We start from the raw sequence: 18,382 nt of genomic DNA, 5'->3' as shown, positions 1-18,382 counted from the left end.
GTCTGGTCGAACCTGGGCCCGGCGTCAACGGAGGAACGACACGCGAGGGGCCGGGCGCGGCGGGCGCCTTGACGTCTCGGCCGACCCGTGGTCCGCTCGCCCGGCCGCCATGCACCCGAATCAAGCCTTGATCGAACAATTTTATCGGGCGTTCCAGAAACGGGACGCCGAGGGAATGATCGCCTGTTATCACCCCGACGTCGCGTTCTCGGACGCGGTCTTCGTGGGTCTGAGCGCTGCCGAAGCGCGCGGAATGTGGCGCATGCTCTGCGAGCGAGGGAAAGACCTCACGCTCGAATTCAGCGACGCGCGCGCCGATGATTCCACGGGCAGCGCGCACTGGGAGGCCCGGTATTCGTTCTCGGCGACGGGCCGGCAGGTGCACAACGTGATCGACGCCTCGTTCGAGTTCCGCGACGGCAAGATCATCCGCCACACGGATCGATTCGACCTCGGGCGCTGGACCCGCATGGCGCTCGGGCTCCCCGGGCTCGTGCTCGGCTGGACGCCATTCTTCCAGAACGCGGTGCGTAAAAAGGCGCGGAAGGGGCTCGCCGACTACATGGCGCAGAACCCCGAGCGCGCCGGGGGCTGACGCCGCGGCCGCCGGGGAGGATCCCCGCGGCCCCCCCCGCACTTCGCGCGTGGCTCGCGAGGCAGGTCCGCTTATCATGCGAGCTCCGACGGCCGCGCGCGCGGCCCCTTCCGGACCCCAACGGCGAGGCTTCGCATGCGATATCGACGGCTCATCCCGCTCTGCTTTCTCCCGGCCCTCCACCTGCTCGTTCCCGGCTGCTCGGACGACGTCTCCGAGTTCGGGATCGCCGACGCGGTCGTCACGATCGACGCGCGCGCCAAGCCCGGCGCCGCGGTCAACGTCAAGGTCGACGCACGAAATAGCGGACAGGCGACCTGGGTGCCCGGCGAGGTCACGCTCGCGCTGCCGGACGGGCAAGGCTTCACGAGCGCGTCGCTCGCGCTCGCGGGCGAGGTGGATCCGGGCGGCACCGGAACGTTCCAGGGCAAGCTGACCGCGCCCGTGCGCACGGGGCTCTTCAAGCTGAACTTCGACGCGCGGTACGAGGGGGAGAAATTCGGCGCGATCGCCTCGCCCGCGACCGAGATCACGTGTAACGACGGCGTCTACTGCAACGGCGCGGAGCGGCTCGTCGCGGGGCAGTGTGTGAGCGGGCCGAACCCGTGCGACGACGGCGCCGAATGCACGACGGATAGCTGCGACGAGGCGTCGGACACCTGCAAGCACGAGCTCGGGCCGGGCTGCGCGTCCTGCACCTCGGATTGCACGCCGGAGTGCACGGGCAAGGTCTGCGGCGACAACGGCTGCGGCGGGAGCTGCGGGAGCTGTCCCGCGGGCCAGGCGTGCGCGAACGCGACGAACGAGTGCAAACCCGCGAATCAGCCTGGATCCTGCGCGGCGCCGCTCGATCTGCTCCCGGCGGGCACGGCGCTGCTCGGGGTCCACCAGATCACGGGGAACACGACGAACGGCCTGCACGAGGTCGTGCCGACGTGCAACTCGACGAGCACGGCGGTGGAGGCCGTCTACAAGTTCGAGTTGACCGAGAAGATGGGCATCGAGGCGGGCGTCTCGGGCTACGACACGGTGCTGCACATCCGGAAGGAGAACCCGGCGACGCCCCAAAACGAATGCCTCGACGACAAGCCCGCCGCGACCGTGGGTTGCAGCGACGACGCGTCGCCGCCCGGCGATTACGGCTCGCGCGTGGACGCGGCGCTCGATCCGGGGACGTATTACCTCATCGTCGACGGGTTCGACGCGTCCCAGTACGGCGCGTTCGACCTGCAGGTGAAGTTCACGGCGAACGGCTGCGTCCCGCATTGCGACGGCCTGTATTGCGGCCCGGACGACGGCTGCGGCGGCGACTGCGGGACGTGCGATACAGGGTTCGCCTGCTCGGCCGAGGGGCGCTGCCGGCCCGACCCGTGCACGCCGGACTGCGCGGACAAACAATGCGGCGACGACGGCTGCGGCGGGACGTGTGGCACGTGCGCCGAGGGCTCGCTCTGCGTGCCGGCGTCGTCGAAATGCCAGGTCTTCGCAGACTGCAACAACGAGACGCCGGTCTGTGATCCGCCCTGCGGCGCGGGCGAGTTCTGCGGGACGGACTGCGGCTGCCACGCGGCGAACGAGCCGATGGCGGATCTCGTGATCGACGAGAAGCGGCTCGCCGAGGAGATCCTCTTCGACACGCTCGACGTGAGCCCGAACTCGTGCGCGTTCATCGAGGAATGTGTGGGCGGGACGGGCCTGCGGAAGCTGCTCCGCTTCAGCGTGGAGGCGAAGAACCAGGGCATGGCGACGCTCACGGTGCCGCCGCCGTCGGAGCGGCCGGATCTGTTCCTCTTCTCGCCCTGCCACGGCCATTACCACTTCAACGGGTTCGCGACGTACGCGCTGCTCGACAAGGACGGCAAGGAGATCGTGACCGGGCGCAAGCAGGCGTATTGCATGGAGGACACGCAGCAGATCGCCCTCGGCCCGAACGTGGGCTGCAACAAGATCTACACGTGCGAGGATCAAGGCATCCAGCGCGGCTGGTCGGATCTTTATGGCAACACGCTCGATTGCCAGTGGCTCGACATCACGGGCGTGCCGGCGGGGGATTACTTCATCCAGGTGAAGCTGAACCCGAGCCGCGAGTTCGAGGAGGTCAGCCTCGACAACAACACGGCCACGGTGCCGGTGACGATCCAGTAATCCCCATGCATTACAAGGACGGCCCCCGCCCCCGCCTGTTCGCGCACCGCGGCGCCTCGGCCGCGGCGCCCGAGAACACGCTGCCCGCCTTCGCCGCCGCGCTCGCGGCGGGGGCGGACCGCCTCGAGCTCGACGTCCACCTCACGGCCGACGAGGAGGTGATCGTCCTGCACGACGAGGACGTGGCGCGCACGACGGACGGCGCGGGGCCGGCCTCGAAGAGACGTTTCGCGGAGATTCGCGCGCTCGACGCGGGATACACGTTCACGGATCCGGACGGCGCGCACCCCTTTCGAGGCCGCGGCATCCGGATCCCGACGCTCGCCGAAGTGCTCACGTCGCTCCCGGACGTGCCGCTCAACATCGAGCTGAAGGTCGACGACGAGGCGCTCGTCGCCGCGGTGAAATGGGTGCTCGATCGGCACGACGGGCGGGAGCGGGTGCTGCTGACGGCGGAGACGGGCTCGCTCATGGAGAAGATCCGGCAGCGGATCCCGGGGGTGCTGACGGGGATGAGCTTGCCCGAGTCGCTTGCGTTTCTCTGCAATGGGGGAAACCCGGGCTACGTGGCGCGGGGGTTTGCCTTGCAGGTGCCGACGAGCCTGGCGGGGATCCCGATCGTGACGCCGTATTTCGTGGAGGTCGCGCACACGTGCGGGCTGGAGGTGCACGCGTGGGTGATCAACGACGAGGCCGAGATGCGCGCGCTCCTCGCGATGGGCGTGGATGGGATCATGACGGACGACCCGGAGCTCGGCGCGCGGGTGCTCGGTCGGGGGAGCTGAGGCGGGCCGGTTTCGCGGCGGGGGTCGACAGCAAAGTCGCTCGCGCCGACGGCAACGTCGCTCGCGCCGACGGCAACGTCGCTCGCGCCGACGGCAACGTCGCTCGCGCCGACGGCAACGTCGCTCGCGCCGACGGCAACGTCGCTCGCGCCAACGGCAACGTCGCTCGCGCCAACGGCAACGTCGCTCGCGCCAACGGCAACGTCGCTCGCGCCGACGGCAACGTCGCTCGCGCCGACGGCAACGTCGCTCGCGCCAACGGCAACGTCGCTCGCGCCGACGGCAACGTCGCTCGCGCCGACGGCAACGTCGCTCGCGCCGACGGCAACGTCGCTCGCGCCGACGGCAACGTCGCTCAGACACAGGTTCCGCCCCCGATTGACGGCGGACGGACGGGCTCCATGTCCCCGTGCAGACGGGGCTGCCTGCGCGGCCGTGGCGGTCGATCAGAGCATCCCCTCGGGGGGAGTCACCATGAAGAGCATCTGGATGGGCGCCGCATTGCTGATCGCGGGCCTCTTCACGAGCGCGGCCGCCGACGCCGCCTGTACCTCGAATCCATTCCGGATGGGCTGGGACGCCGCGAATCAGGCGTGTGAGGATATCGCGCAGGGGTATACGCCCATGCCCTGGGGCCACAGACGGCTGTCGAGCGGGGAGATCGTCCCGATACCGGAGCCGGAGCGGACCTGCTCGTGGCAAGCCGTCGTGGAGTGCAAAAACGCGGGGGCCCAGTATCTCCGGCGATTCCAGAACCACCGCTGCGCCCAGCTCATCCGGCGCGACGTTCGGCTGACGAGCTCGCGCGGCACGCCCATCGGAACGGCCCAGCAGGTCTGGCGGACCTACCTCAACACCACCTGCAACATGTAGCAGGCTGCGGATAAACTTGCTGCGCGCCTCGAATCGTCGGTCGGGCTCGTCGGAATCCAGGAGGATTCCTGCGTCGCCCGCCCTAGCTTCGAGGCGCTCGCAGCGTTTCTCAACAACCTGCTGGCCCCGCCGATTCTAGAATTTCCCTCGCACCCAGCCCGTGGACGAGGTCACGGTCCGCTGCGAGTGCGGCGCCGCGTCGGGCGAGCGTTGCGAGAGAGGCGACGCGTCGAAGCCGCGCTGCGACAAAGGCGCGGCATCCGAGGGGCGCGACACCGGCAGCGCGGAGGCCGACAAGGGCGGGAGCGACTGGGACGAGGAGCCGGAGAGAGGCGGCACCTCCGAGGGCCGCGTCATGCGCGGCGGGACGTCGGTGCGCGGGCCGGGCGGCGCCGTGCTCGGCCGGATGCTCTCCGGGGCGCGGTCCCGCTTCTGCCACGTGCCATTCAGATACTCTTCGACGCGCGAGGCGAGCTCGTCGCCGTCGTTCGTCTTCGGGATGAACCCCGACGCGCCCGTGCTGAGCACGAGGCTCTGAAGCTCCCGCGCCGGCCGGTCGGAGTGAAAAACGATGGGGCACGAAAGGATGCCCTTCTGGAGGGCCACCTCGACCAGCTTGCCCCCGTGCAGCGCCGGCATGTTGACGTCGACGAGCACGAGATCCGGCTGCTCACGCGCCACGGCCGCGCCGAAGCCGAACGGCGAGTCGAGCGTGATCACCTCGAAGCCACGAGATTGCAGGAGCAGCTTGACGAGCTCGCGGCAAATCTCGCTGTCGTCGACCACGAGAATCCGTCGCTTCGTCGTGTTCGCGCTCATGAATGCCTCTCGCTACCGAGGGTGATGGCTCCCGCACGTCATGCACGGGCCATTGACGCCATCGTATCGAGGTGCCGTTGCCACGGCAAGAAGGACGTAACCCCGAGGCACGATTCGCGCGCGGCGGAAAAACCGGTGTATGGACGGCTCAGAATACCTCGGGCCGCACGAGCAGGACGTCGGCCCCGTCGACCGTCACGATCTCGGCAGGGCAATCGTCGGCCGTCGGGCAGAGGCGCGTCGCTACGGCCGCGTACGGCTCGCCGCCTGCACGAAGCGTGAAGCGTTCCTCCCCACGCCGAACCTCGATCCGCACGCCCTCGCCGCTCTGCGCGCCGCCCGGTGGCGCCATATCGAAGTATTCCACAGGATCGAGAGCGGGCATCCCTCCCTCGGCCGGCAAGACACGAACGCCGGGCCCGGTCGCCACGGCAAGGACGAGGTCGGCGCCCCGCGCAGGAAAACAAATGACGGGGAGCACATGGCTCGCCTGAGGGACGCGGAGCCGGAGCGTCGTGCCCTGGCCGCGGCGCGTGGTGATGGAGATACACCCGCCGACCCGCTGGATGGCGGCGCGCGCCGCGTCGAGGCCGATGCCGCGGCCCGAGACGTCCGTGACCTCGGTCCGCGTGGACAGGCCGGGACGAAAGAGCAGCTCCGTGAGCTCGTCGTCCTCGGCACGCAGGGCGATCTCCGGCGTGGAGAGGCCGAGGTCGATCGCCCGCGCCCGCACGGCTTCGAGGTTCACGCCCGCGCCGTCGTCCTCGACCGAAATCTCGATCTCGCCGCCCTTTTGCCGCGCCGAGACACAAATCGACGCTTCGGGCGTTTTGCCCGCGTCCCTACGCGCCTCGGGCCGCTCGATGCCGTGATCCACCGCGTTGCGGAGCGCATGCAGGAGGACGACTTCGACCGACTCGGCGACCTCGGCGCGGACGCGCACGTCGTCCACGGCAAAGGCGACGCGGACCTCCTTGCCGAGGCTCTCCGCGAGGACACGCGCCGCCTCCTCGTGCGGCGCGAGCCGCGGCGCGAGGGTGACGGCCGAGAGCGAGGTGACCTCCGCGGAGAGCGCGCGGACGACGTCGCCGAGCCGCCCGCGCGCGCGCCCGGCCGCGACGTGCTCCAAAAACACGCGCACCGCGAGGGCCGCGAGGCGCCGCTGCGTGGCCATCGATACACGATCGGGGAGATCAACGACGGCGCTGCGGGACCCGGGCACGCGCGGGGGGTTTTCGGGCTCGTCGGCCGAGACCTCGGCGAGGACCTCCTCGATCTGATGGACGAACCCCTCGACATCCATGCCGGCGCTCGGGGCCGCGTCTTTGCGGCGGAGCATCACGACCATGAAGCGGATGGCCATGGTCACGACGAGGTCGACCTCTTCGGGCACGCGCCGGCCGCGCCGCGCCACAGCCGCGACGAGGCCTTCGAGGGCGTGACAGAGCGTGGCGAGCCCGCCGAAGTGCATCATCCGGGCTTCGCCTTTGAGTGTGTGCAGTTCCTGCTGCATCGCGGCGGCGACCTCGGGCGCGCCCTCGCCGTGCATGAAGTTGCCCCAATCGCCCTCGACGCGGTCGAGCCGTTCGAGCGCCACGCCGCGGAAACGGCCGAGCAGCTCGCTGGGAAGCGCGGCCGGGCTCAAAAGGCCTCTCGCCGCACGGCAGGATCGCTCACGGGTTTGGACAACAAATGCGCCCCCTGGACGGGAGGCATCATACCCGAAGCAAAGAGCGAAGCGGGAGCGCAATCAGCGCTCGACGGGGCCGTTCGGTCCCTGTAGGGTCGCGCGTCGGAGCAGAGGTCATGAGGAAGCCGCTCGGGATCGTGCTCTTCCTGTCCGTCGTCGGAATCGTGCCTCGTACGACGCGGGCCGCGGACGGGGATGGAAAGGGCGCGCCGGAGGCGCGTGAGCGGACCGCGATGGAGCGGCTCGACGCGCTCGAAGAGGAGAACCGCCGCATGCGCGCGCGCGTGGCGGAGCTCGAGCGCGCAGCAAAGCAGAACGAAGCAACGCGGGAGAAGGTCGCGAAGCTCGAGGACGACGCGAGCTTCTTCGATCAGCAGATCGCAAAGCTCCTGCCGATCGCGAGCCGGCTCGGGGGCTACCTCGACTTCGGTTTTTTCCGGGCGACAGGGACGGGCGCGGGCATACGGAGCGACCGCGGATACCGGTATTTCCCGGAGTACGAGGGCGACATCCCGGCGTCGTGGGTCTTTTATGGTGACCCGCTCTCGACGATGGTGAACGCGCGCGGCGAGCCGGCGGACACGGGCGAATCGCGGGCGCTCACGTTCGACGCGATCGATAGCGGCGGCAAATCGTCGTTCGCGGTGAACGCGCTGAACATGCAGCTCTTCGCGGCGCCGCACGAGGACCTCACGTTGACGGCGTCGATCGACTTCGCGCCTCGGGGGCGGGACGTGTCGGTGCCGGGGGATCGCGCGCTCGGCGATTTCATCGACGTGAAGCTCGCGTACGCCGAGTATCTCGTCCCGATCGAGCGCTTCGAGCTCAGCCTTTATGCCGGGAAGTTCGATTCGGTGCTCGGCTGGGAGTACCGCAGCCGCGAGGCGACCGACCGGCTCACCGTGACGCCGTCCTTGCTCTGCCGATACACCTGCGGATCGCCGCTCGGGCTGAAGGCGCGCGGGAAATTCTGGGACGGCGCGATGATCCTGAACGTGGCCGTGACGAACGGCAGCCATGGGAGCGAGACGTTTCCCTTTCACGGCGAAATCGATCGAAACGACTGGAAGACCGTGGCGGGCCGCATCGCCTCGCGCGCGCCGCTCGGCGCGGGGCTCGAGGTCGGTCTGTCGGGCTCGATCGGCGCGCAGGACCTGCAAAGCGCCGAGGACGCGATGCACACGCACGTCGGCGTGGACCTGCACCTCGATTGGCACGATTTCGATGTGACGGCCGAGTTCCTGCAGGGCGTGGTCGATGGGAAGAGCGCGCAGGGGGACACGAAATGTGGCCTCGCCCCCTGCCTCCGGTACCGCGGAGCTTATGTCCAGGTGGGCTATCGGGTGCTGAACTGGCTCACGCCTTATGCGCGGGTCGACGTGCGCGACGCGGTACATCGGAGCGGCGTGAGCTTCGTCTACCAGTCGCAGGTCCTGCGCGCGACGGCCGGGGTGCGGATGGAGCTCGGTACCCACCTCATCCTGAAGGCCGAGTACAATCTGAACCGCGAGCTGGGCCGCGCCCCCCAGTTTCCGAACGACGTGTTCACGAGCTCGATGCTCCTGAAATACTGAAGCTCCCGAGGAGAATGGCGCATGCGTCTCGGCTCTCGTCTCCTAGGCCTCGTGATCAGCCTCTCCGCGGTGGCGCTCCCGCTCACCGTCTCCTTCTCCCCGCGCGTGAGCCGCGCCGAGGCGCCGGCCGTGGGCAACGTCTCGGGCGTGGTCACGGTCCTCGTGGACGACGCGCCGAAGGCCGATCGATCGGGCGTCGTGCTCTACCTGGAGAACGTGCCCGGCGCGCCCGCCCCGGCCGGCAAGCGCGAGATCCGTCAGAAGAACCTGACGTTCACGCCGGGGCTGATGGTCATCGTGAAGGGGACGACCGTCGAGTTCCCGAACGACGACAAGGTCTTCCACAACGTCTTTTCGGTCTCGAAGGCGGCGCGCTTCGATCTCGGGCTCTACAAGAGCGGCGAGAGCAAGTCCGTCACGTTCCGCGAGGCCGGCGTGGTGGACGTCTACTGCAACATCCACCCGCACATGGTCACGAAGATCAAGGTGCTCGACAACGGCTTCTACGCCGTGACGGGCGCGGATGGATCGTTCCAGATCAAGAACGTGCCCGTGGGGACCTACCCGGTCGTGGCGTGGCAAGCGCACGCGCCGGAGGTGCGCGGCGAGGTGACGGTGACGGCGGGCGGATCGGCGTCGTTCAAGCCGACGATCACGGAAGGCGCGGCGCCGAAGCGGCACATGAGAAAGGACGGGACGCCATACGGCCGGTACAAGTAACGGCGCTCCTCGCCTGCACGTTCGCCTGCAATCCCTCCGCGCCGCCGGGAGGCTCCGAGCGCGCGGGAACGAACCTCGAAGCGCCCGCGTCCCCGGACAAGCCCGCCCTCGAACCGCCGCGCCCGCGCGCGTTCCCCGCCGATCGATGCGGCGAGTGCCACGGCATGCTCCACGCGGAGTGGAAGACGTCGGGGCACGCGCGGGCGCGGAGCTCGCCGCTTTACGTCGCGATGCGGGATCGCTCGAAGAACGCCAGTTGCGAGGGGTGCCACGCGCCGCTCGCGACGCTCACGGATCCAGCGGAGAGGGCCGTCGACGAGGGCGTGACGTGCGAGGCGTGCCACGCGATCCGCGACGTCGGGGAGGCGGCGGCCGAGCCACGTTATTCGTTCGACCTCCAAGGAAACCGGAAGTTCGGGCCGTATTGCGACGGCAAGGACAACTACTTCCACAGGATGGGCTGCGCGCCCTGGTTCCGCGACGCGCGCGTCTGCGGCGGCTGCCACACGTTCTCGATGCCGCTCGCGGATGGGAAGAGCCTGCCGATCATCAATGAGTACGCCGAGTGGCGCGCGTCGAGCTTCTCGGTGTCGGGGACGGCGTGCCAGGAGTGCCACATGCCGCCGGAGGTGACCCACGCGGCGACGGGCAGCGAGCGGAAGGTGCGCGTCGGGCATCACGGGTTCATGGGCGAGAAGGGCGAGCTCGTGCGCAAGGCGCTCGGGATCGTGGCGTCGGCGACCGATCGAGCAGGTACACTGGTGGTCTCCGTGGTGCTGAAGAACGAAGGCGCAGGGCACGCGGTGCCGTCGGGGTTGCCGGGGAGGCAGGTCGTCGTGCGCGTGCAGGCGCTCGACGAGAAGGGTCACGCGCAAGCGCGTGAGGAGCGCACGATCGGGCGGGTGCTCGTGGATGAAGCAGGGCGCGAGGTGCCGTTTTACGCGGCGCGAGCGGAGAAGAGCGACGAGCGGATCGCCGCGGGCGAGTCACGCACGTTCACGTTCGAGCTCGACGCGCCGCGGGCGGGTTCGCTCGTGATCGAGGTGGCGTGGCGCTCCGTCTCGCCCGCGCTCGCGGAGGCGCTCGGCGTGCCCGCGGAGGAGCGTACGATGGGGAAGATCGAGATGCCGTTCGGCGGAAAACGAAGCGGCAAGGGGCGCGAGCACCTGCCGAAGACGGTGGTGGCGCGGCCATGAAGTTCCGGAGCGCGTTGCTGCTCTGGATCGTGCTCCTCATCGCGGCGATCACGGTGGCCACGGCGGGAAGCGCGGCGTTCGTGCTGGAGCGGCGCGCAAGGGAGGAGCTCGGGGAGGCGCTCGAACGGAGCGCGCGCGTGTTCGAATCGCATCGCACCGAGCGGCTGCGCGCGCACGCGACGAAGGCGCACGTGGTGGCGGAAGAGCCGCGGCTCAAGGCCGTCGTGGCGACGGAGGACGTGTCGCCGGAGACGGTCTACGGCGTGGCCGACGAGCTCTGCAAAGCCGTGAAGAGTGATCTCTTCCTGATGACGGACGGGACGGGGATCCTGCTCGCGGACGTGGCCGATCCGAAGGCGTCGGGCTTCGACATGTCGAAGGATCCGATCGTGGCGGGCGCGCTGCGCGAGGGCGAGAGGTCCGGGCTCTGGACGAACGAGGGGAAGCTCTACGAGGTGGTCGCGCGGCGGCTCTCGTTCGGGACCGAGACGGTCGGCGTGCTGGTGCTCGGCTTCAAGCTCGACCATGCGCTCGCCGAGGAGGTGCGTCTCCAGACGGGGAGCCTCGTGGCGGTGACGGATGGGGCCACGGTGGTGGCGCATTCGAAGCTCGAAGATGGGAGGGACGCGTCGAGCGAGGTGCTCCGGATGTTCACGACGCCGTCCGCGCCCGAGGGCGGGCCCTATCTGTCGACGTCGCGGACGCTGGATACGGGCCCGGGCGCGAAGCGGACCGTTCACCTCGCGCGTTCGCTCGATCGCGCGCTCGTGCCGTCCCGCGAGCTCGAGGTGCGCGTGGCGCTCATCGCGCTCGTCGCGCTCGCGGCTGCGGCGGCGCTCGCGATCGTGCTCTCGCGCAGGCTCTCGCGCCCGCTCGACGGGCTCATGGCGTTCGTGGGCGACGTGGCGCGCGGGAAGCTCGACACACAAGCGACCACGTCCGGGCCGACGGAGATCCGCGCGCTCGGCGAGGCGATGAACCGGATGGCGCGCGAGCTCGCGGAGTCACGCGAGCAGATGGCGGCGAAGGAGCGGCTCGAAAAGGAGCTCGAGATCAGCGCACGGATCCAGACGTCGATCCTGCCGCGGCGCCTCGACGTGCCAGGGCTCGACGTGGCGGCGCGGATGATCCCGGCGAGCGAGGTCGGCGGCGACTACTACGACGTGTTCCCCGTGGAAGGCGGCGGCATCCTCGCGATCGGCGACGTGGCCGGGCACGGCCTGCAATCGGGGCTCGTGATGCTCATGGTGCAAAGCGCGATCGCCGCGCTCGGGCGGGAGGATCCGTCGGCGCGGCCGAAGGACCTCGTGCGCGTGCTGAACCTCGTGCTCTACGACAACATCCGCAACCGCCTGCGCAACGACGAGCACGTCACGCTGACGGTGATGCGCTACCACCGGAGCGGACGCGTGGTGTTCGCCGGGGCGCACGAGGACATCCTGATCCTGCGCGCGCGCACCGGGAAGGTCGAGATGATCCCCACGCTCGGCCCCTGGGTCGGCGCGATGCGCGACGTCGCGCGGACGGTGCAAGACGACGAGCTCGTCCTCGAAGACGGCGACGTGATGGTGCTTTACACGGACGGCGTGACGGAGGCGCGGAGCGCGTCGGGCGAGATGTACGGGATGGAGCGGCTCACCCAGCAAATCCAGGCGCTCGCGGGCGAGCCCGTGGAGCGAATCCGCGACGTGATCCTCGACGACGTGGCCCGCTTCGCCCGCGTCCAGGAGGACGACGTGACGCTCGTCGTCGTGCGCTTCAGGGCGAGCGAGACGAGCGCCGAAGGCTGAGATAGATTGAGCGTCGCGCTCCGCACAGCCGCGACCTGAATCCAGGAACGCGAAAGATGATGACCGAGACACCGACCGCGTTCGAGCTGACGTTCCAGCCCAATGTCGAGCTCATCTCCATCGTCCGTAGGTTCCTGTCCGACTTTTACGAGCGGATGATCGAGGACCACGACACGGTGTCGCGCATCGCGCTCGCGACCCACGAGCTCCTGGAGAACGCCGTCAAATACGCGAGCGACGGCGCGACGTTTTTGTCCGTCAAGTTCGAGCCGGGAGAGGCATCGAGCACGGTCTCCATCCGGCTCATGAACCGGGCGAAGCCCGAGCACATCGCCGCGGTTGCCACTATCTTCGGGGAGATGAGCCTGCACGACGATCCCTTCGGCCACTACCAGATCGCGATGGCGCGCAGCGCCAAGCGGAAGGTGGGCTCGGGGCTCGGCCTCGTGCGCGTGCGTGCCGAAGGAGAGATGACGATGAGCCACACCATCGAGGACGACAGGGTCACGATCCTGGCGCAGACGACCGTCACGGCGCGGAGGCGCTCGTGAGCGCGGCGTCGGATCTCTCGGTCGCGCTCCGCGACTTCTCGGCGAACGTGCGCGCGGAGGGCCGCTCGCTCGTCCTGCGCCTCTCGGGCAACGCGGACATGGCCGCCAAAGACAGCCTGGATACGCTGCTGCCGCGCGTGCACGCCGAGGCGCAGCGGATCAGCGCCACCGAGGTGCAGGTGGATTTCCGCAACCTCGAGTTCATGAACTCGTCCTGCTTCAAGAGCTTCGTGACTTGGATCAGCGAGATCGGCGATCTCGAGCGGAGCAAGGAGTACAAGATCCGGCTCTTGTCGAACCCGGAGATGCACTGGCAGCGCCGCAGCCTGCACGCGCTCCGATGCTTCGCGGTGGATCTCATCTCCGTCGAGTCGTGACGCCGCGCGCGTCCTCGCCTCCCCCGGCGTGATCGATCCTTGGGGCTGAAATGAAAAGAGGCCCGGCGAGGTTGGTCAGCACGCCGGGCCGAGCCCAAGCCTTCCAAGGAGACCGGGCTTTTTTCAAAGTACGTCGGGTGCGCGACGCGTTGCAAGCCCATCACGGATGGTGACGTATCGTCATCGGGATACGTGTGGCTCGTCCGCGGAACGACCGAACGAACCGTACGTTTCGTCCCGTCGCTTTCGGGCCGCGCGCGGGTCCATCGCGTCGCGCAGCGCATCGGCGACGAGGTACGAGCCGCCCACGGTCACGAGCAGCAAGAGGGCCGGCAGGACGAGCAAACGAAGCGCCGCGGGGTTTCGCGCGCCCTGCGCGAGCGTCTCGCCCCAGGACGCCGCCGATGTCGGCGCGCCCATCTCCAGGAACGAGATCGCGGCTTCCAGGAGCACGACGGACGCCACGCCGAACACCGAGCTGACGGTGACGGGGCCGAGCGCGTTCGGGAGCACGTGGCGGAGGAAGATGCGCGCGCGAGAGGCGCCGAGGGCGCGCGCGGCGAGGGCGTAATCCTCGGTGGCGCCGCGCAAGGTCTCCGCGTGCACGAGGCGCGCGACCTCGGCCCAACGCACGAAGGCCACGGCGAGCACGAGCGAGAGCGCCGAGGGCTCGTGCTCGATGGCGCGCACGAGCGCGACGACGAGGATGGCCGGGAAGGTGTCGATGGTCTCGACGAGGCGCACGAGGACGTCACGCGAGGTGCCGCCGCGGATGCCCGAGAGGCCGCCGAGGAGGACGCCGAGGACCGCGCTCACGAGGACGGCGACGAGCGAGAGGCCGAGCGCAGTGCGCGCGCCGTAGACGAGGCGCGCGAAGAGGTCACGGCCCTTCTCGTCGGTGCCGAGCGGGTGCGCGCGGGACGAGGGCGCGAGGGGGCCCGCCACGCTCGACGCCTTCGGGCCAGATCGCACGAGGGGCCAGACGGCGAAGGCGTCCGCATACGAGCGCGTGATCTCGTCTTCGGAGAGCTGCTCGTAGCGCTCGGCGTGAACGATCGCGGGGAGGAACTCGACGCCTCGCGGCCCAACCGCAAAGAGCGGCGCAGGCGCAGCGAGGAGTTCGGCGAAGACGCCGACGAGCACGAGCAAGCCGAGCAGCACGGCGCCGAGGCCCGCGCGGCGGCTGTGGGCGACACGCCGAAGGACGAGCGTGCGGTGGCTCATGTGCGCGGCCTCTGGCGCAGGATGCTCTGCGCGAGCCGCGGATCGAGCGTGGTGTACACGAGGTCCGTCATGATGACCCCGATCGTCGCAGTCGCGGCCATGAAGATCGAGACGGCCATGAGCCAGCTCGTGTCGCGCGACTGCACGGCGACGATCGTGGCCGCGCCGAGGCCTTCGAGGCCAAAGACGCGCTCGACGACGAAGGCGCCGCCGAGCGCCATCGGTGCTTCAAGCGTGGCGAGCGTGACGACCGGGAGGAGCGCGCCGGGGAGCGCGTGAACGAAAAGCGCACGCGCGCGGCTCGCCCCCCGCGCGAGCGAGGCGCGCACGTGGTCCTGCGCGAACGCCGACGCGAGGCCCGCGCGCGCCTGGCGCGCCGGCGCGGCCACGAGGCCAAGCGCGAGCACGACCGTGGGCAAGAAGAGCCCGTGCCCATGGGATCCCCGCGCCGCCAGGATCGCGAAAACCGCCGTCGGGATCGCGTAAAACACGAGCACGATGGCCGCCGTGATCCCGTCGCGACGCCGCCCGCGCGACGCGGCGCCGAGGAGCCCGATCGGCAAAGCCGCCGCATACGCCAGCGCGATCGCGCCGAACACGAGCGTGAGCGTGATCGGCGCGCGCCGCGTGAGGCCGTCGAGGACGGGCTTGCCGTCGAAGCCCACGCCGAGCCGACGCGTGACGGCGCCGAGCGCCCACTTGCCGTAGCGCGTTTCGAGCACGATGGCCGCGAACCGCGAGGGGCCGTCGAGCGTCACGAAGTCGTTCTTGTAGACCATCCAGAACGAGCCCCACCGCTCGACGGTGGCAAGGGCCGTGGCGTAGTCGTCGCCGGGCGTGATGCGATCGTCGCGGCCCGTGACGTGCGCGGCGATGTCGACGAGGACCCGCGCCCGCTCGAACGAAGCGGCGTCGGTCGGGTGCTCGAGCGCGCCGAGGACGTCCTCCAGCACGAACGTGTCGAGCTCGCGGAGCTCGGCCGCGCGCGTCGTGCTGCCGTACCGCGAGAGCCTGCGGACCGCGCTGCGCACGGACGCGCGGCGGAACTCGATGCCGCGGTCGTCCCAGAAGCGTGTCCAGAACGCCACCGCGCGCGTCGGATCCGAGAGCCGCTCGCCCGTGAAGCCCATCCGCTCGCCGATCGGCGCGAGCGCGAGCGCGACCTCGGCGCGTGGCCCGGGCGCGAGCGAGTCGAGCGCGGGAAGCACGTGTGGCAGCGCCGCGCCGCCCAGACGCGCGAGCTCCTCCTGCCCCTGCGCTTTTTGCGCGACGTCGCCGTCGACGATCGCGCGCATCGCCTCGGCGGCGCGCGCGCGGACGTCGCGGGTCCCGAGGTTCACGAAGCGCGGCAGGTCGAGGAATCGCTCGCGGCGAAGGCGCGCCCGCTCGGAGGGCGTGACGGCGAGCGCCGGATCGTCCGTCGGATCGGGGACGTACGAGAGGAACAGGAACGTGACGATCGAGACCCCGATCAACGTCGGAAGAATGAGGAGCAGCCTGCGGATCGCCAGCCTGAGCATCGTGCCTACTTGAGCAGCGCCTCGACGAGATCGATCCGCATGCCGAACTTGTACGGCGAGGCCTTCACGACCTCCGTCTTCCGACCTGCGATCTTCTCCTCGCCCTCTTCGAGGTAGCCGCCCGAGTTCACCGCGATCACCTTGCCCTGGCCGCTCCAGACGGGGCTTCCGTTCGAGCCGCGTGTCGTCGCGGCGTCGTGCTGCACGAGCCAGGCGTCCTGGTATGCCGCGGGACGGCCGGACGCGCTCGTGACGCGGCCGATGTGCGCGGCGAGGAACGTCGCGGCGGGGTTCGTCGTGTCCATCAAGCGGCCGGGAAAGCCGATGAGGTAGACGTCGTCGCCTGCGCCCATCCCCGAGAGCTCTTGCTTCGTCGCGATCTCCAGCACGACGGCCGAGCGGCCCCGGATGGTCACGACGCCGACGTCGGGCGTGATGCTCTCCTGATCGGTCGGGCGATAGCTCGGGTGCGTGCGCATCTCGATCACGTCGAAGCGCGCCTGCCCGCGCCCCTCGTTCTCCAGCGCGACCACCGAGCCCTTCGCCTTCGCCTCCTGGATGCAGTGCGCGCTCGTCGCGAGCATCGAGGGCCGGACGGCGAACGCCGTGCAGAAGCCCTCGCCCTTCGAGGCGAGCATGAAGATGCCCTTCTTCGATCGGTCGTAGAGGTTTCGGCCGAAGCTCGCGTTCGACGGGTGGAGGTTGCCGAGCCGCCCCTCGATCTCCTTGCGGCGCGGATCCTCGGGCGGCATCTGCGCGAGCTCCTCGCGCAGGTGCTGGATCTCGTCCTGCGAGCGTGTGCTCCAGAAGATGAGCCCGCCGAGCGCGAGCAGCGCGACCACGAGGAGCGCGCCGAGCACGTACGCCGTCCTGCGTTGCGACGCCGTCGCCGCCGTGACCTTCTCCTCGACGATCGCGTTGAGCTCCGCCGTCCGCCCGAACTTCTGGCGCCCGCTCGCCACGGCCACGGCCTGCGAGATCATCATCGCGATCGTCCGTTGCCCGACGCGCGCGCCCGCCGGCGGCGCCGGCTGCACGGCCTGCGCGATCTGCATGCGCGGCGGCGCCGCGGCGGGCGCGATGCCCAGCGGCGGCGGCTGCATCGGCGGCATCGGTGGGAGAGGCGCCATCGGCGGCGCGGCGGGCACGAGCTCGATCAGGATCCGCGGGCCCTTCGCGCCGAAGCTCACCTCGGTCCCCGAGGCGAGCGGGTGCCGCTGATGGACCCGCTGCCCGCCGGCGAACGTCCCGTTGCGGCTGCCGAGATCCACGACGTACCACGCGCCGCCTTCGCGACGCAGCTCCGCGTGATGGCCGCTCGCCTCGCGATCGTGGTTCGCGTCGAAGACGACGTCGTTGTCCGGCGCGCGGCCGAGCCGCACGACGTCACGTTCGAAGATCTGCGACGTCCCCGCTCTTTGCCCTGCGATGTGCACGATCCGAAGGTTCACGGCGTGGGCACCCCGCGGACGAGATCGATCCGCATGCCGATGCGGTAGGGAGAGGCTTGCACGATCGTCGTCTTCTGCCCGTCGATGGAGATGTTTTCCTCGTCGTCCACGTGGGCCGCGTGAACGCCGACGACGTGGCCGTACTGGTTGAAGATCGGGCTGCCGCTGTTGCCGCCGCGCGTGACCGCGTCGTGCAAGATCACCGCGGCCTTGTCCGCCGACGTGGCCTGCTCGTCGAAGCCCATCAGCCGGCCGAGGTGCCCGCTCAAGAACGTCGCCGACGGGCTCACCGGATCCATCACCCGCCCAGGGAAGCCGAGCACGTACACGTCATCGCCCGGCCCGAGCGCGCGCAGCTCCGCGTCGCTCGCCAGCGTGACGGCCCCGGGCAACGTCCCCTTCACACGCAGCAGCGCCACGTCGGGTGTGTCCGCGCGCTTCGACGAGGTGCTGTAGGTCGGGTGCGCGCGCTGCGCGACGACCTCGAGCTCGACCTTCCCCGCCGACTCGTTCTGCACGACCACGGGCTTTCCGCCGCGGGCTCCGCACGACGTGACGCAGTGGGCGTTCGTCACGAGCTGGTTCTTGTCGATCGCGAAGGCGCTGCAGCAGCCGCTGATGAGGCGGTTCTGCTTGTACGCGAGGACGTAAAGCGCGCCCTTGTTCTGCTCGTAGATCTCGCGCCCCGAGAGCACCTTCGTCGGCAACGTGCCCACGGGCGCCGCCACCGGACGCGCGCCGAGCCCCGCCTCGGTCGTCAGGATCGCCGCTGCGCGCTGCGATCGATACACGACGAAGGCCGCCACCCCGAGCGCGACCAGCGTCACGGCCACGCCAAACGCGAGCAGCGCGTTCAGCCGCGCGCCTCGCCGCGTCGCCTCCGCGACCTTCGCCTCGATGATGCTCGCGCTCTTGTCAGGCCCGCTCGTCGCGCGCGCGACCGCGTTCTCCACGATGCGCTGCGCGGTCGCGACGTCCACACGACCGTCCGCGTCCATCGCCTCGCGCGGCACCTCGCTCGGCATCCCGCGAGTATATTTTTGGCGGGCGGGCTTCGCCAGCGCTTGCGAGG

At 69.9% G+C, this 18,382-nt stretch carries 16 protein-coding genes; 10 read left to right on the top strand and 6 right to left on the bottom strand.

Going from position 1 to position 18,382, the window contains the following annotated elements:
- The first annotated feature begins 109 nt into the window (after positions 1-109).
- The 4 genes from QHF89_RS10450 to QHF89_RS10435 all read left to right on the top strand — a co-directional run bounded on the left by QHF89_RS10450 (position 110) and on the right by QHF89_RS10435 (position 4,398).
- On the top strand, positions 110-595 hold the full coding sequence (locus QHF89_RS10450) for a nuclear transport factor 2 family protein (RefSeq protein ID WP_136965568.1): 486 nt from the start codon (positions 110-112) through the stop codon (positions 593-595).
- A 135-nt stretch (positions 596-730) separates the two neighbouring features.
- Positions 731-2,740 carry a lysyl oxidase family protein gene (locus tag QHF89_RS10445; protein WP_136965569.1) on the top strand — a complete coding sequence of 670 codons (2,010 nt, stop codon included), beginning with the start codon at positions 731-733 and terminating at the stop codon, positions 2,738-2,740.
- Between the two features lie 5 nt (positions 2,741-2,745).
- Complete coding sequence (locus QHF89_RS10440) at positions 2,746-3,525, top strand: glycerophosphodiester phosphodiesterase family protein (protein WP_136965570.1); 780 nt, start codon at positions 2,746-2,748, stop codon at positions 3,523-3,525.
- Positions 3,526-3,999: 474 nt separating this feature from the next.
- Positions 4,000-4,398: a hypothetical protein gene (locus QHF89_RS10435; protein WP_136965571.1), complete on the top strand. Its 399-nt coding sequence runs from the start codon at positions 4,000-4,002 to the stop codon at positions 4,396-4,398.
- A gap of 135 nt (positions 4,399-4,533) precedes the next feature.
- Here the strand turns inward: QHF89_RS10435 and QHF89_RS10430 are convergent, their stop codons facing one another.
- A complete protein-coding gene (locus tag QHF89_RS10430; protein WP_284720334.1) occupies positions 4,534-5,217 on the bottom strand; it encodes a response regulator in 684 nt (227 codons plus the stop codon).
- Positions 5,218-5,365: 148 nt separating this feature from the next.
- Complete coding sequence (locus tag QHF89_RS10425; protein ID WP_284720333.1) at positions 5,366-6,862, bottom strand: ATP-binding protein; 1,497 nt, start codon at positions 6,860-6,862, stop codon at positions 5,366-5,368.
- A gap of 161 nt (positions 6,863-7,023) precedes the next feature.
- On the opposite strand from QHF89_RS10425, the gene QHF89_RS10420 reads away from it, so the two are divergent.
- Genes QHF89_RS10420 through QHF89_RS10395 form a run of 6 tightly spaced genes read left to right on the top strand, consistent with a single transcriptional unit; the run spans position 7,024 to position 13,115 of the window.
- Positions 7,024-8,481, top strand: a complete 1,458-nt coding sequence (locus tag QHF89_RS10420) for a cell division protein ZapB (RefSeq protein ID WP_136965573.1) — start codon at positions 7,024-7,026, stop codon at positions 8,479-8,481.
- 21 nt (positions 8,482-8,502) lie between these two features.
- Positions 8,503-9,201: a plastocyanin/azurin family copper-binding protein gene (locus QHF89_RS10415; protein WP_136965574.1), complete on the top strand. Its 699-nt coding sequence runs from the start codon at positions 8,503-8,505 to the stop codon at positions 9,199-9,201.
- The gene (locus QHF89_RS10410; protein WP_284720348.1) at positions 9,111-10,397 is read left to right on the top strand and encodes a multiheme c-type cytochrome; all 1,287 of its coding nucleotides are present in this window, start codon (positions 9,111-9,113) and stop codon (positions 10,395-10,397) included. The genes QHF89_RS10415 and QHF89_RS10410 overlap by 91 nt, the downstream gene beginning before the upstream one ends.
- Positions 10,394-12,187 (top strand): PP2C family protein-serine/threonine phosphatase, encoded by a 1,794-nt coding sequence (locus QHF89_RS10405; RefSeq protein WP_136965576.1) that lies wholly within the window; start codon positions 10,394-10,396, stop codon positions 12,185-12,187. The genes QHF89_RS10410 and QHF89_RS10405 overlap by 4 nt, the downstream gene beginning before the upstream one ends.
- 56 nt (positions 12,188-12,243) lie before the next feature.
- Positions 12,244-12,738: a hypothetical protein gene (locus QHF89_RS10400; protein WP_136965577.1), complete on the top strand. Its 495-nt coding sequence runs from the start codon at positions 12,244-12,246 to the stop codon at positions 12,736-12,738.
- The gene (locus QHF89_RS10395) at positions 12,735-13,115 is read left to right on the top strand and encodes a hypothetical protein (RefSeq protein WP_136931448.1); all 381 of its coding nucleotides are present in this window, start codon (positions 12,735-12,737) and stop codon (positions 13,113-13,115) included. The genes QHF89_RS10400 and QHF89_RS10395 overlap by 4 nt, the downstream gene beginning before the upstream one ends.
- A 180-nt stretch (positions 13,116-13,295) precedes the next feature.
- On the opposite strand, the gene QHF89_RS10390 is transcribed toward QHF89_RS10395, so the two are convergent.
- Genes QHF89_RS10390 through QHF89_RS10375 form a run of 4 tightly spaced genes read right to left on the bottom strand, consistent with a single transcriptional unit; the run spans position 13,296 to position 18,335 of the window.
- Positions 13,296-14,339, bottom strand: coding sequence for an ABC transporter permease (locus QHF89_RS10390; protein WP_136965578.1), 1,044 nt, complete (start codon positions 14,337-14,339; stop codon positions 13,296-13,298).
- Entirely contained in the window at positions 14,336-15,859 is a 1,524-nt protein-coding gene (locus tag QHF89_RS10385; protein WP_136965579.1) for an ABC transporter permease, read from the bottom strand. Before QHF89_RS10385 ends, QHF89_RS10390 begins: the two co-directional genes overlap by 4 nt.
- A 5-nt stretch (positions 15,860-15,864) precedes the next feature.
- Positions 15,865-17,310: an FHA domain-containing protein gene (locus QHF89_RS10380; RefSeq protein ID WP_136965580.1), complete on the bottom strand. Its 1,446-nt coding sequence runs from the start codon at positions 17,308-17,310 to the stop codon at positions 15,865-15,867.
- The gene (locus QHF89_RS10375; RefSeq protein ID WP_136965581.1) at positions 17,307-18,335 is read right to left on the bottom strand and encodes a trypsin-like serine peptidase; all 1,029 of its coding nucleotides are present in this window, start codon (positions 18,333-18,335) and stop codon (positions 17,307-17,309) included. Before QHF89_RS10375 ends, QHF89_RS10380 begins: the two co-directional genes overlap by 4 nt.
- Positions 18,336-18,382: the final 47 nt, after the last annotated feature.

The sequence above is a fragment of the Polyangium sorediatum genome, assembly GCF_029946465.1.
GTDB classification, from domain to species: Bacteria; Myxococcota_A; Polyangia; order Polyangiales; family Polyangiaceae; genus Polyangium; species Polyangium fumosum.
This window is presented reverse-complemented; position numbering and strand designations above follow the sequence as displayed.